Source organism: Streptomyces sp. NPDC028635, from assembly GCF_040637635.1.
In the GTDB taxonomy this organism is placed as follows: domain Bacteria; phylum Actinomycetota; class Actinomycetes; order Streptomycetales; family Streptomycetaceae; genus Streptomyces.
Genome location: NZ_JBEZWX010000003.1, coordinates 23,261 through 36,463, shown reverse-complemented (window position 1 = coordinate 36,463; position 13,203 = coordinate 23,261). Strand labels below are relative to the sequence as shown.

The 13,203-nt window shown below is 70.2% G+C and carries 9 protein-coding genes and 5 pseudogenes; 7 read left to right on the top strand and 7 right to left on the bottom strand.

Going from position 1 to position 13,203, the window contains the following annotated elements; genetic code table 11:
- Positions 1 to 7: 7 nt before the first annotated feature.
- Both AB0E88_RS04290 and AB0E88_RS04285 read right to left on the bottom strand, forming a co-directional pair.
- Complete coding sequence (locus AB0E88_RS04290) at positions 8 to 1,183, bottom strand: helix-turn-helix domain-containing protein (RefSeq protein ID WP_361623513.1); 1,176 nt, start codon at positions 1,181 to 1,183, stop codon at positions 8 to 10.
- An 837-nt stretch (positions 1,184 to 2,020) separates the two neighbouring features.
- Positions 2,021 to 2,488: a helix-turn-helix domain-containing protein gene (locus AB0E88_RS04285; RefSeq protein WP_361623510.1), complete on the bottom strand. Its 468-nt coding sequence runs from the start codon at positions 2,486 to 2,488 to the stop codon at positions 2,021 to 2,023.
- A gap of 90 nt (positions 2,489 to 2,578) precedes the next feature.
- Here AB0E88_RS04285 and AB0E88_RS04280 point away from each other — a divergent pair, with 90 nt between their 5' ends.
- Positions 2,579 to 3,064, top strand: a complete 486-nt coding sequence (locus AB0E88_RS04280; RefSeq protein ID WP_361623507.1) for a PaaI family thioesterase — start codon at positions 2,579 to 2,581, stop codon at positions 3,062 to 3,064.
- A 119-nt stretch (positions 3,065 to 3,183) separates the two neighbouring features.
- Here AB0E88_RS04280 and AB0E88_RS04275 read toward each other — a convergent pair.
- The 4 genes and pseudogenes from AB0E88_RS04275 to AB0E88_RS04260 form a co-directional block, all read right to left on the bottom strand.
- Positions 3,184 to 3,396 (bottom strand): annotated as a pseudogene (locus AB0E88_RS04275) (transposase); the annotation flags it as partial.
- On the bottom strand, positions 3,329 to 3,550 hold the full coding sequence (locus AB0E88_RS04270) for a hypothetical protein (protein ID WP_361623504.1): 222 nt from the start codon (positions 3,548 to 3,550) through the stop codon (positions 3,329 to 3,331). The gene AB0E88_RS04270 and the pseudogene AB0E88_RS04275, both read right to left, overlap by 68 nt.
- A gap of 43 nt (positions 3,551 to 3,593) precedes the next feature.
- A pseudogene (locus tag AB0E88_RS04265) lies at positions 3,594 to 4,259 on the bottom strand (transposase); the annotation flags it as partial.
- Between the two features lie 182 nt (positions 4,260 to 4,441).
- Positions 4,442 to 5,236, bottom strand: coding sequence for a MerR family transcriptional regulator (locus tag AB0E88_RS04260; protein WP_361623501.1), 795 nt, complete (start codon positions 5,234 to 5,236; stop codon positions 4,442 to 4,444).
- Positions 5,237 to 5,314: 78 nt separating this feature from the next.
- Here AB0E88_RS04260 and AB0E88_RS04255 point away from each other — a divergent pair, with 78 nt between their 5' ends.
- Together AB0E88_RS04255 and AB0E88_RS04250 are read left to right on the top strand one after the other, a co-directional pair.
- Complete coding sequence (locus AB0E88_RS04255; protein WP_361623498.1) at positions 5,315 to 5,677, top strand: nuclear transport factor 2 family protein; 363 nt, start codon at positions 5,315 to 5,317, stop codon at positions 5,675 to 5,677.
- A 38-nt stretch (positions 5,678 to 5,715) separates the two neighbouring features.
- Complete coding sequence (locus AB0E88_RS04250; protein WP_361623495.1) at positions 5,716 to 6,501, top strand: SDR family oxidoreductase; 786 nt, start codon at positions 5,716 to 5,718, stop codon at positions 6,499 to 6,501.
- A gap of 210 nt (positions 6,502 to 6,711) precedes the next feature.
- On the opposite strand, the pseudogene AB0E88_RS04245 reads toward AB0E88_RS04250, so the two are convergent.
- Positions 6,712 to 7,439 (bottom strand): annotated as a pseudogene (locus tag AB0E88_RS04245) (discoidin domain-containing protein); the annotation flags it as partial.
- Positions 7,440 to 7,933: 494 nt separating this feature from the next.
- Here AB0E88_RS04245 and AB0E88_RS04240 point away from each other — a divergent pair.
- From AB0E88_RS04240 to AB0E88_RS04225, 4 genes and pseudogenes are all read left to right on the top strand, one after another.
- Positions 7,934 to 10,120, top strand: coding sequence for a discoidin domain-containing protein (locus tag AB0E88_RS04240; RefSeq protein WP_361623492.1), 2,187 nt, complete (start codon positions 7,934 to 7,936; stop codon positions 10,118 to 10,120).
- Positions 10,121 to 10,300: 180 nt separating this feature from the next.
- The gene (locus AB0E88_RS04235) at positions 10,301 to 11,395 is read left to right on the top strand and encodes a DUF1996 domain-containing protein (protein ID WP_361623489.1); all 1,095 of its coding nucleotides are present in this window, start codon (positions 10,301 to 10,303) and stop codon (positions 11,393 to 11,395) included.
- Positions 11,396 to 11,533: 138 nt separating this feature from the next.
- A pseudogene (locus AB0E88_RS04230) lies at positions 11,534 to 12,460 on the top strand (glycoside hydrolase family 3 N-terminal domain-containing protein); the annotation flags it as partial.
- A 316-nt stretch (positions 12,461 to 12,776) separates the two neighbouring features.
- Positions 12,777 to 12,987: pseudogene (locus AB0E88_RS04225) on the top strand (sugar kinase); the annotation flags it as partial.
- Between the last annotated feature and the right edge of the window lie 216 nt (positions 12,988 to 13,203).

The window sequence follows — 13,203 nt, the reverse complement described above, 5'->3', positions numbered from 1 at the left end:
GATGGCTTCAGTGCCGCAACTCCACGAGCATGAGCGCTGCTACCACGCTCGCGGCGTTGTCGGCGAGGGGCACCGGCAGCAGCTGATCGGCGCGGGCCAGCCGTCGCTCGATGGTGTTGCGGTGCGTGAACATCCGCTCCGCGGCGGCCGAGCCGTTGAACCGTTCCCGAACATAGGTCAGCACGGTTTGGCGCAGCACCGGGTCCGCAGTCGCGAGGTCGCCCAAAGTATCGGTCACGAACTGATCGGCCTGCGCCATGTCGGCCGTGAGCACCGACACCAACGCGACGTCCTCGTACCGGACGACACGGCGCGCCGAACCCATCCGCGTCAGTAGCCGATACGCGGCAGAGGCGTCCAGGTGGCTACGGCGAAAACCGTCGACATCCCGCCCGCACCGCCCGAACGCGACATGGACTCCCGGCTGGTCGGCCAGGGCGGCCTCCGCCGCCTCGGCCGACGGGACCACGTCCGCCGGGACCCACACCCACAGCGAGGCTGCGCTCGCGTTCAGGGTGAATCGGCATGAGGCTCCGCATACCCTCGTCACCGCCTCGGCCGCCGCGTCGAGACCCCCGGCCTGGTCGGCGGAGTCGCTCCAGATGATCGCGGCGAGGTGACTGCCCGCCAGCGCGTACCCGAGACGCGATTCCGCCAGCGCGCGGCCGATCGGCGCACCTTCGAGCAGGAGTTGGACAGTGGCGTGCCGCTCAGCGCTGGCGCCGCGCGCCAGACTCGCCCGTTCCTGTTCTACGTACTCGTCGAGCGCTGCGATCGAATCATCGATGAAGGTCGCCATCGCCCGCTCTGACACCTTCATCAAGTCGCGAAGCTCGTCGACTTCGGCGGTCGCAGCGAAGCAGGCGTCGACCCACAGCTCCCACGCCCCGTGCTGGGCACCCCGCCACGAACCGAGGTCGTGCGTGTCCAGGCCACGTCGCACCAGGTCGCGTGCGAACTGCAGGACCTCCGGGTCGACGCATGGTGCGACTCGCGCCCCAGGGCTTTGCAGGGTGGCCGACAGCCAGTGCCTGAAGTACGCCTTGCTCATGTGACGGTCGGCCGCCGCGAGCTGCGGGTCATCCAGCAGTGCCCGGTACTCGGCCCCCCGGTGGGCAGCGGCCACGACCTCGTCGACCGCCACGCTCGTCGAAGCCAGGAGGGACTCGGCGATGTCCTGCATCAGCTCAGCGGTACGTCGGCTCGGCAGCGGCCATCCTGAATCCACCGCCGCACTATAGCGCCACACGACGCCGGCCGGATCGTTCTCCGCGAGGGCATGACACACACTGCGGTGATCTTGAAAAGAGTGAGGGCCGCTGCCTGGTGCGGTCTCCTGCCGCCGCGGCGAGCCGGTCGATGCGCAGGTGGAGTACGCCGAGGTGGGCGTGGAGGGCGTCGAGGTGGCCGCGATCCGAGGGGCGCGGTGCGGTGGAAGGCACGAGCCTTGTCGCGCACGCCTGCGGTGGCCGCCGCCTCCCTCGCTCACGATGTGTCCGCGCGAGCCGATGGCCCTCGCACCGCCACCCACGAAGTGCGAGTCGCGCGCCTGGCCATCGGCGCACTGGGTGCCGTCGCCCTGACGCCGTCCGCAGCGATGAGCGTCGCAGCGTCATGTGTAGCCCCCGTGCTGGTCCACTCCTTCTTCTGGTGGGGGTTCAACCGAAGAGGGCTGTTGTGGTCCGTCTACGGGGGGCTGCTTCTGTGCACCGTCCTCACGACCTTCTCACCCACGGTGTCCGGTTCCGCGTACGCACTGGCGCCGGGGTCGAGCTTCAACTGGTACTCGTCCGCACCCCGGAACTGATCTCCGTGCCAGTGGCGTTCCTTCTCGGTCGGCTCGGCAGCAGGAACTCCCCGAGAGGCCCCGAAGTCTCCCTCCGGATGACCAGCCGCACCCACGGTCCGCCAGGCCGGCGTCGGTCAGCACGGCATCGCAGGTCGGTATGTACTTCGAGTCCCGGTCGCGTGCTGAGCGAAGCGGTGCACAACGCGCTGTACGGCCTCGCGGGACAAATGATCAGTCCCTGAGGCGCGCCGAGGCGCCGGGCCGGGTGCAGGCCTGTCGTGGCACGAGCGGTCCATGCTCGCCCGTGCAGACGACGACGGCCTCCACCGGCGCGCCGCAGTCGCGGTGACGCACCTCCAGCGGCGGTCCCTCGGGGTCTGCGGTGTAGCGGTCACCCCACTGCTTGAGCGCGATCATCACGGGCCACAGGTCCCAGCCCTTGCGGGTGAGCCGGTACTCGTGGCGCGTGCGGTGGCCGGGCTCGCGGTACGGGACGGTCTGGAGGACTTCGGCGGCGACGAGTTTGCGCAGCCGGTCCGCCAGTACCGCCTCGGACAGGCCCACGTGCCGGCGGAAGTCGTCGAATCGGTGCACGCCGTTCATGGCGTCCCGCAACACCAGCAGCGACCACTTCTCGCCGATCAGTTCGAGGGTGCGCTGCACCGTGCAGTTCTCTGTGCTGGTCTCCAGCCACGTCATACAGCCATCGTAGGCTGGCTTCGGCATTGACAGCCAGAGGCCCGCCCGGCTAGCTTCGATTTCAGAAGCCAGTGGAGGGAAGAGAAGCGGATGACGAGGTCACGCACGGTCGAGTGGCAGGATCCGAAAATCTCAGCGGCCGCCGTCGGCCAGGAGAGCGGTCTGGAGTTCCTGCGGAGCGTGCTGAGCGGGCGTCTGCCCGCCCCGCCCATCGCCGCGACCCTCGGGTTCACCCTGGAGCAGGTCGAGTTCGGCCGCGCGGTCTTCGTCCTGGAACCGGGTGAGCAGCACTACAACCCCATCGGCAGCGTTCACGGCGGTGTCTATGCCACCCTCCTCGACTCGGCCGCGGGCTGTGCCGTGCAGTCCGTACTGTCGGCGGGGACGGGGTACACCTCGCTCGACCTGAGCGTGAAATTCCTTCGCCCGGTCACCGTCGACAGCGGCAAGGTCCGTGCCGTCGGCCGGGTCCTCAACCACGGCCGCCGCACCGCTCTGGCCGAGGCGCACCTGCTCGACTCCGAGGACCGCCTTCTCGCCCACGCCACCAGTAGCTGCATGCTCTTCCCGCTCTGAGCGAGCTGGGGTCCGTCTTCTAACGAATCTCGCTCAGAGCAGGAACGAGGCGAGCGAGACCGCTGCTTCAGAAGAGGTGGCGGTCTTGACGTATCGGGGAGCAATGCCCCGAAAGTCCTTAACCGGTTGAAGCAGCGTTCGACGATATGGCGTTGACGGTAGATCTCTCGGTCGAACCGGGGAGGCCGGCCGCCGTCACGGCCCCGGTTGCGGCGATGGTGTTGCTGGTCGCGCTTCTCCGCAATGGTGTGTGAGATGCCGCGCTTACGCAGGTAGGCACGGAGGCCGCGGGTGGCGTAGGTCCTGTCCGCGACTACGCGGTCTGGCGGCAGAGGGGGCGTCCCCGATCAAGACGGGGCACTCGGTTGCGCCCTTTTCGTGGACGGCGAGTTCATCTGGCGTGCCGTGAAAGGCGAAACCGCATCCGGGCGGCAGCCGTTCCACGACCATGGCAACGGCTTGTGCGGCTGTCCCTGCAGGTCCCACGGTCTGCGAACGTAGAGGTCCCGAGACCCAGTAACCACGGGGTCTGACGTCCGCGCCGGTATTTCTTCGGCAGTTGGGCCAGGGCCAGTTGGGTGGCGGTGATGTGGTCGGCGGCCGTGTTCGAACCCGCGTTGCCTGGTCTGAGCAAGGCCGCGACCGGTTCACCGGTGCCGCCCGGTCCGTGGTCGACGAACCCCATCAGCGGGTGGTGGCCATAGGTTCGCTTCCACGTCGGTGCGGCGTCCTCCTTGTCCGAGTGCGCGATCACCAGCACTCCGTCGAGGTCCACGGTCACCGTCGTCCCGCCCGTATCGGGCGCTTCCCGGCCGGCCAACTGCCAGACCCGCTCGCGGGCTTCGGCCCGCGCGGCACGGATCGCCCGCAGAGCTTGCTCTCCGGAGGCTGCAAGGGCGTCGACCAGGCGGGAGACCGTCGGGTCGGAGGCGACCGGCCCGAACACGGCGGGCTCGGCCCGCAGCATGCCGACATCGGCCAGGCAGTCCCCGCCCAACGCGACCGCCAGTGCGACGTCCAGGAGGATCTTGCCCGGATCATGGACGGCCCGGGGTCTGCGCCACGGTGCCAGTGCCGCGGATATCGACTGGTCGAGGTCGGTCCGGCGGACCGTCTCCACCAGGAGGACCGAGCCGGCCTGCGAGACCACCTGGCGGCCGTCCCCTTGGACACGGACACGTGGGTACGAAGCGATAGGCTCTCTCCCCCGGAAAGTGGTCTTTCCCTCGCAACTAACAGGACCCTCAGCAATCCCTACGTTGCAGGTCAAGCGCGTTTTCTGTGTTTCTGATCAACCTGCGGACAGCCCACCTCGAGAAAGATCGAGGTTAAGGCGTGCGCTCCGTCGTTCCAAGACACCGCACCGCAATGACCGCTTCAGGTGACACGAAAGACCGGCCAGCCGATCTCGGTGCGCCACGCGGCGGGATCGCTCGTGTCACGGGGGCCGACGACGTAGACCTCCCGTACCGGCCCGGCCACCGACATCGCGTTCTCCACCACCCAGGTCCCGAGTTCGCCGTACGTGACCTCGATGCCGTCGTGCTCGCCGATGTGGGTGGTGACGGCCAGTTCTGCGGCCGGCAGGGTCGCGGGGTGCACGCGCCCGGTGCGAGGTGGCGCAGCGGTCGGCAGGTAGACGAGCGCGTGACCGCGTTCCTGCTCGAAGAGGGCGTTGTCGTAGCTGCCGCCCGGCGGTCCGGTCACGGCGGCGCCGACGGCCGCCTCCAATTCGGCCATCGCGCCTGCGTACCAGGCCGCGATGTCGCCATGCCCGACTACGGCCTCGACCGCCGCAACCGTCCGGGCGGGCTCCGCGCGCAGCTCGACGTCGATCGGCGCGGGGTCGGGCTGGAGCAGGCGGCGCAGTGAGACGACCGCGGCCCGGGTGCGGTCGAGCTCGTCCTCGAGGCGTTGCAGGTGGTCTGTGACCAGGGCCGTCCGGACACCGGGGTCGGGGGTTCGCAGGATCTGCTGCACATCGCTCAGGGGGACGTCGAGCTCGCGGAGCCGGTGGATGACCTGCGCGGTCGGGATCTGGTCGACGCGGTAGTAGCGGTATCCGGTGGTCTCGTCCACCACGGCGGGTTCCAGCAGGGCCGCCTCGTGATACCGGCGCAGGGTTCGGACGCTCAAGTGGGTCAGCCGCGAGAACTCTCCGATGGTCAGCACCCCCTCATTCTGAACCCTCTCCCTGGGGGAGAGTCCACGGCTTGACCCTCCTGCCCCGTGAGGTCACACGGTGGGCTCATGACACAGCACACCGACCTTCCGTCCGATCTGCTCCCGACCGCCGTGCGCGAGTTCTTCGCCGCCCACATCGTCCGCGATGCCGACACCGCCTCGTCGTTCCTCGCCGAGGATGCGGTGATCGTCGACCAGGACGAAACCTTCCGCGGCCGAGAGGAGACCTATGCGTTCCTGCGGGACGCCGGATCCGAGTTCGCATACACGACCGAGCAGATCGGCGCTCACCGCGTCGATGACGCCCACTGGGTGGTGACCGTGCGGCTCGAAGGCACCTTCCCGGGGGGCGTCGCCGAGCTCGACTACCGGTTCGCGCTGCGGGAGGACCTCGTCGCCGAACTCGTCATCGCCAACCACCCGGCCTGACCGAACCCGCACCACCTCGATCTTCAGTGGAGAGAAAAATGTCTAGTTCAGATCGCGATCGCCTCGACGGTCGCCGGGCGCTGGTCACGGGCGGTTCGAAGGGCTCGGGCAAGGCCGTCGTGGAGAGACTGCGAGAGATGGGTGCCGACGTGTGGACCACGGCACGCACGATGCCCGGCGGCTACGAGCGCCCCGACCGATTCATCGAGGCGGACACTTCCACGGTGGGCGGTGTAGAGGTTGTGGTGTCCAAGATCTCTGAGGGAGGTGCGCTGGACATCCTGGTGCACGTTGTCGGAGGGTCGTCGACCCCGCCTGGCGGGTTCGCGGCAGCGACTGAGGAGCATTGGCTGGCGGAACTCAACCTGAACTTCTTGGGAGCTGTCCGACTGGATCGAGCGCTGCTGCCGGCAATGGTGGAGGCCGGATCAGGAGTAGTTGTCCACGTCACGTCGATCCAGCGTCAGATGCCGTTGCACGACGCGACGTTGCCGTACGCGTCAGCGAAGGGTGCGTTGCGTACCTACAGCAAGGGTCTTGCGAACGAAGTGGCGCCACGAGGAGTGCGAGTAAACGCCGTCAGCCCCGGAGGCATTCGGACCGGGGCGTATGAGGGCTTCATCGACCAGCTCGCCGAGGGCAACGGACTGACCCGCGAGGAGGCGAAGCAGAGCCTGATGGATTCCCTCGGAGGGGTTCCACTCGGAAGGTTCGCAACGACGGAAGAGGTTGCGGACCTGGTCGGCTTCCTTGTTTCGGATCGAGCCTCATCCGTTGTGGGCGCGGAGTACGTCATTGACGGCGGCACTGTCCGAACCGTCTGAGCAAGGCATCGGCTCCGAACAGCCACTCGCGAACAGCTCCATCCGACGGCGGATCCCCCTCCTTCACGGTCCGCCGGTTGACCGCGAGGGCGCCGACGTGGTCATCGCGGACGTGACCGTCGAGTTCCTTGCCGTCTCGGGACTGTCAGCGTCGGCAGCGGACGGCGCGGACGATGTCGGCGACCGCATGGGAGTGTCGATCGAGCCCGGGGCCTGGATCTGGAAGTCCTTGCCGTAGGCGGCTTCCCAGTTCAGGTCCACCTTGCACAGGTCCTGCACCGAGCCGAGGTCGACCTGGATCCACTGCGGGTCGGCGGACTGGCTGGACCAGCGGGTGGAGGTGCTGCCGTCGAAGGCCGCCGAGGCGGGGGTGCCGGCGTTCTCCGTGGAGGAGGCCGAGGCGGGCCTGCCCTGTGCGGAGTCGGCCGTGCCGCAGGCGGACGGGGTGCCGCCGGCCGCCGAGCCGAACACCTGGAATTCCCAGAGGGAGTAGCCGTAGGGGGTGGCGCGGTGCACGCCGAGCATGCGTACATAGCGCCCCTGCCCGGACACGTCCAGGGTGTCGAGCCCTCCGTCACCGCCGGTGACGGACTTCAGGTCGGTCCAGGTGCTGTGGTCGGCGGAGATCTGGACCTTGTAGTCCTTGCCGTAGGCCGCCTCCCAGTTCAGCACCACCTGGGAGACCGAGGCCGTGGCCCCGAGGTCGACTTCGAGCCACTGGTCGTCGGTGGCGGACGAGGACCAGCGGGTCCCCGTGTTCCCGTCGACCGCGTAGGCGGCGGGGGTGCCGTTGTTCTCCTGTGAGGAGGCGGTGACCGTCTTCCCTTGCGACAAGGGGGTGTCGGCCGCGGAGGCCGCGAAGGCCCCGGTGTGGGTGAGGGCAGGGCGCTCAGCGCGGCCGTGGTGGCGAGCGCGACGCCCAGGGATCTGAGTCTCATACGAGTCCCTGCGGGTGGGGGTGGACGAGCGCAGGCAACGAAGGCCGGTCGAGTGCCGCCGACACGGCAGGACTGACTGCGCCGAGCACGCGAGCACAGCGGGGAGGCGTTGCCGCGCGCTTAGTTCAAAGCTTGAGTTAACTAGTGATGCCATCCGGGTGACAAGACCCCGGCATGCAAAGGGTCCGGGGAATTGCGGGACGGCCGCCGGGAGTTGCGGGCGGGTGATGTCTCGTCACCTGGGCGTCGGCGCATGGAGGATCAGGCCTTGAATCAAGGCATGAGAAAAATGCTTCACTCTCCTTGACCGACCCGGCGTCGCCGGGCATGGTTCGGAGAGCGCTCTCCAACGGCCGTGCCATCCCACGGCCTCCGGCAACCGCCCCGGCCGCCAGGCCGACGTCGCGTCGAACGGGACCATCAGGGCCGGCGAAGCACACGCCCCCCCGCGCACGTCGCTCTCCCTTCGGCGAACCAACCCGTCAGGAGCACCCGTGCCCAGACCGTCCGTCACCGTCCCCCCACCCCGTCGCCACCGCGCCGGCTCGGCTCTGCTCGCGCTCGGCGCCCTTCTCGCCTCCTCCCTCACCACCCTCGCGCTGGCCCCGAGCGCCCACGCCGCCGACACCCTGCTGTCCCAGGGGCGGCCCGCCACCGCCTCCTCGCAGGAGGGCGACGGTTACGCGGCCGCCGCCGCGGTGGACGGCAACCTCACCACCACCCGTTGGGCCAGCCAGTGGAGCGACCAGCAGTGGATCCAGGTCGACCTCGGCCGACAGGCCGACCTCAGCCGGGTCGTGCTGACCTGGGAAGCCGCCTACGGCAAGGACTACGCGATCCAGGCGTCCGACAACGGAACCGACTGGCGCACCCTGAAGACGGTCACCGGCGGCGACGGCGGCACCGACGACCTCGCCGTGTCCGGCAGCGGCCGCTACGTCCGTATGCAGGGCATCGCCCGCTCCGGCGGATACGGGTACTCGCTGTGGGAGTTCCAGGTCTACGGCTCGGACGCCGGCACCACCCCGCCGCCCCCGTCCGGCGGCGCGGTCAAGGTCGAGGGAAGCCAGGGCGACTGGCGGCTCACCGTGGGCGGGCAGCCGTACACCGTCAAGGGCGTGACCTGGGGCCCCGCGGTCTCCGCCGCCGCCACTTACATGCCTGACGTGAAGGCCATGGGCGCCAACACGATCCGGACCTGGGGCACCGACGCCTCCACCAAGCCCCTGCTGGACAGCGCGGCCGCCAACGGCATCCGCGTCATCAACGGCTTCTGGCTCCAGCCGGGCGGCGGTCCGGGCGCGGGTGGCTGTGTCGACTACGTCACGGACTCCACGTACAAGACCAACGCGCTCAACGAGTTCGCCAAGTGGGTGGACGCCTACAAGAGCCACCCGGCGACGCTGATGTGGAACGTAGGCAACGAGTCGGTACTCGGACTGCAGAACTGCTACAGCGGCAGTCAACTGGAGGCCGAGCGCAACGCCTACACGAGCTTCGTCAACGACGTCGCCAAGAAGATCCACAGCATCGACCCCGACCACCCGGTCACCTCCACCGATGCCTGGACCGGCGCCTGGCCGTACTACAAGCGCAACGCGCCCGACCTCGACCTGTACGCGATGAACTCCTACAACAACGTGTGCAAGGTCCGACAGGACTGGATCGACGGCGGCTACACCAAGCCGTACATCATCACCGAGACCGGCCCGGCGGGGGAGTGGGAGGTGCCGAACGACGCCAACGGCGTCCCCGACGAGCCGACCGACGTGAAGAAGGCCGACGGCTACACAAAGGCGTGGAACTGCGTCACCGCACACCAGGGCGTGGCCCTGGGCGCGACCCTCTTCCACTACGGCACCGAGCACGACTTCGGCGGCGTCTGGTTCAACCTGCTGCCCGACGGGCTCAAGCGGCTGTCGTACTACGCCGTCAAACGGGCCTACACCGGGGCGACCGCGGTCGGCAACACACCCCCGGTCATGAGCAACATGACAGTCAGCCCCGCATCCTCGGCCCCGGCCGGCGGCGAGTTCACCGTGCACGCCGACGTGCGCGACCCCGACGGCGACCCGGTCACGTACAAGGTCTTCCTCAGCGGCAACTACGCCGGCGGCGACAAGAGCCTCGTCGCGGCTCAGTGGCGCTCCACCGGAGCCGGGACCTTCGCCGTCACAGCCCCGCAGAAACTCGGCGTGTGGAAGGTGTACCTCCAGGCCGAGGACGGGCACGGCAACGCCGGCATCGAGACCAAGTCCGTGAAGGTGGTGGCCCCGCCGGTCAGCGGCACCAACTTGGCGCTGAACCGCTCGGTCACCGCGTCCTCCTTCCAGGCCTCCTACGGCGACTGCCCCTGCACCCCGGGCCTCGCCGTCGACGGCCGCACCGACACCCGCTGGGCCAGTGACTGGAGCGACCCACAGTGGATCCAGGTCGACCTTGGCTCCGCCCAGGCCCTGCGCACCCTCCAACTGGTCTGGGACCCGGCCTACGCCAAGTCCTACACGGTGCAGGTCTCCGACGACGGCGCGACCTGGCGCTCGGTGTACTCCACGACCACCGGCGACGGTGATGTCGACACCCTAGGCATCTCGGCCACGGCACGCTACGTCCGTCTGCAGCTGACGGCACGCGGCACCAGCTGGGGCTACTCCTTGCACGAAATCGGCATCTACGGCTGACCGGGGGCCACGCCCCGGCGACCCAGCCAGTCGGCCGCCTCCGGCATCGACGTCTAACCTCCACGTCCGGCATCCGGTGGCGGCGGGGCCCGCAACCCGCCGCGCCGCCACCGCACCAACAGCACCACCCGCGTGGCACCCGGCCGCGCGGCCCTCTCCCTACCCCCGGCAGGAGACCCCATGAGATCGAATCCGCACCGGCTTCCCGCACTGCTCCTCGGCACCGCCTTGATCGCCGGCGCCCTCGGCGTCGGCGCCATCGCCTCCGCCACCACCGACTCCGGCGCCGGCCGGGATGCCGTCACGGTGTCGGACGCCGCCCACGCGGGACACACGATGGCCGTGTCCACCCAGGCGTCCGGTGACGACCCGGACGGCGACGGCTACATCCCGGCGGTCCCGCAAGTCACCGGCGTCACCCCGTCGACGGCGACTCCGCCGCCGCGCTACTTCCACGAGTTCCAGGCCAACTGCTCGGTCACGCACACCGCCCCCGACGACCCGATCGTCTACCCCGGCCAGCCCGGCAAGTCCCACGACCACACCTTCATGGGCAACACCTCGACCGACGCCAACAGCACCACGGCCTCCCTCAGCGGCGGCGCCACCACCTGCAAGGCGCCCGCCGACGCGTCCGGTTACTGGATGCCCACGCTGTACAACGGCCAGCAGAAGATCCTGCCGGTCGGACCCCAGACGATCTACTACAAGGCCGGCGTCACCGACTACACCAGCGTGCGTCCCTTCCCCAAGGGGCTGCGGTTCGTGGTGGGCAGCCCGATGCAGAGCGCCGACGAGTTCCGCCACCACCGCGGCTTCGTCGAGGGCTGGGAGTGCGGCGACAGCTACTTCAACGTCGACTTCCCCGCCACCTGTCCGAACCGCGCCGACGTCCAGCTCAACATCCGCTTCCAGGCGCCGAGTTGCTGGGACGGCAAGTACCTCGACACTCCCGACCACAAGAGCCACATGGCCTATCCGGTCGTCAAGCCCGGCACCAACGACAACATGTGCCCCGCCGACCACCCGGTCGCGCTGCCCATGATCGAGTTCAAGATGGCGTTCCCGGTCAACGGCGACATGTCCCAGGTGCGGCTGGCCAGCGGCCGCGGCTACTCCTTCCACTACGACTTCTTCAACGCGTGGGACGACCGCACCCTGAAGGCCCTCGTGGACCACTGCATCGTGGGCGGCCTGCAGTGCGACGCCCGCGGCTACGACCAGACGCACCCGGAGGCGGGAGCGACGCTGAACAGCGACTACCGGCTGCCCTGAGCTCGGACCGGTGCCACCGCCCGGCCGTCCCGCACGGGGAGCGAGACGGCCGGGCCCTCGGCGCGCCCGGCCGCCGTCCATGAAGCACGGGGCGGGGCCGAACGACACGTCAGGCAAGGTCTCGCCCCCACGCTCAACCTGCACCGCAGCCCCCTGAGCGGCCGGCACTTCGAGTGCTTCTCGGAGGACCCGGAACTGATCGGCCGCACCGGCGCCGCGCTGATCCGCGCCATCCAGTCCCAGGGCGTCGCCGCCACGGCCAAGCACTTCGTCGCCAACGACTCCGAGACCGAGCGGCTCACCGTCGACGTCCGGGTACCGGAACGCGCCCTGCGCGAGGTGTACCTCGCCCCGTTCGAACGGGCCGTCCGGGCGGGCGTGTGGCTCGTCATGGCCGCCTGCAACAGCGTCGACGGCACGACCATGACCGCCAGTCCGCTGCTGGAGGACGTACGGAAGAACGAGTGGGGCTTCGACGGGGTGGCCGTCTCCGACTGGGCCGCCGTCCGCACCGCCGAGGACACCGCCCGCGCCGCCCTCGACCTCGCGATGCCCGGCCCGCACAGCCCCTGGGCGACGCATCTGACCGAGGCGGTCGAGCAGGGCCGGGTGCCCGAGAAGAGCGTCGACGACAAGGTACGGCGGCTGCTTCGGCTCGCGGCACGCGTCGGCGCCCTCGGCCCGTACCGGCCCCGCCGGGCGCCGGCCGCACGGCGACGCGGCAACCGGGCCCTGCTGCGCCGGGCCGTCGCCGCCGCCTGCGTCCTGGTGCGCAACAGCGGCGGCGCACTGCCGCTGGACCCCGCCGCGCTGTCCACGGTCGCCGTGATCGGGGCGCACGCGGCCGCACCGCGCACCCAGGGCGGCGGCAGCGCAGGCGTCCACCCGACGGGCACGGTCACCCCACTGGACGGCATCGCAGCAGGCTGCGCGGACGCGCCCGCGTCGTCCGCGTTCCCAGCCCGTCCCTCGGCGCGCCCCCGGCCCCGTCGACCCGGACCGCTGCACCGAACGCCGCTCGGGCGCGCCCGGGGTGCTCGTCCGCGTTCTGGACGCGCGGGGGAGGGAACTGCACGCCGAACGACGGCTGTCGGGCCGCCAACTGGAGCCGGCGGCGGTCCCCGGCGCGCGCACCGTCGAGATCAGCACGCCGCTGCGGCCGCACACCACCGGCGCCTGGACGTTCGGCGTGGGCGGCTTCGGCCGGATGACGCTGGCCGTCGACGGACGGGCCCTGATCGACGGGGAGTTCCCCCGGCGGACCGACGACCCGGCGATCGTGCACGTCGACCCGCCGCTGCAGGTGGCGTGCGCCACCCTCGACTCGGTGCGGCCCGTGCACCTGGTGCCCCGCCGCGAACTCGCGCCCGGCGAGGCGTTGGTGCGGCCGTACGCCCTGGCCCACGCGCTCCGGCCACCCCGCAGCCCGCGTGGCCATCGCACTCGGCCACCTCGGCCCGGACGCGGTGACCGTCGGAGCCGCCACCCTGCCCTTGGTCGACTTCTTCGCCCACGGGGGACGCCGCACGGACCCGGCGAACCCCCGGAAGCCGGCCCCGCCGTGGAAGGCGCCGGGCCGACGGCTGGCGTGAGGGGAGGAGACTGACGGGGCGGGGGTGGTCGGGCTGGGTCTCCCCGGGGCGGTGGTCGGGGCGGGTCCCGATGGCGGGGCCTGGCGGTGGTGGTCGGGCCCGGGGTCTGGCGGTGGTGGTCGGGCCCGGGGCCTGGCGGTGGTGGCCGGGCCCCGGGGCTCGGCGACGTTGGTCCGGCTGACTCCCTGCGACGGTCATCGAGCCGCGTCCTGGACG

Coding starts and splice junctions, on each gene's coding strand:
- AB0E88_RS04290 (WP_361623513.1), bottom strand. CDS start 1,183: ATGCAGGACATCGCCGAGTCCCTCCTGGCTTCGACGAGCGTGGCGGTC.
- AB0E88_RS04285 (WP_361623510.1), bottom strand. CDS start 2,488: ATGACGTGGCTGGAGACCAGCACAGAGAACTGCACGGTGCAGCGCACC.
- AB0E88_RS04280 (WP_361623507.1), top strand. CDS start 2,579: ATGACGAGGTCACGCACGGTCGAGTGGCAGGATCCGAAAATCTCAGCG.
- AB0E88_RS04255 (WP_361623498.1), top strand. CDS start 5,315: ATGACACAGCACACCGACCTTCCGTCCGATCTGCTCCCGACCGCCGTG.
- AB0E88_RS04250 (WP_361623495.1), top strand. CDS start 5,716: ATGTCTAGTTCAGATCGCGATCGCCTCGACGGTCGCCGGGCGCTGGTC.
- AB0E88_RS04235 (WP_361623489.1), top strand. CDS start 10,301: ATGAGATCGAATCCGCACCGGCTTCCCGCACTGCTCCTCGGCACCGCC.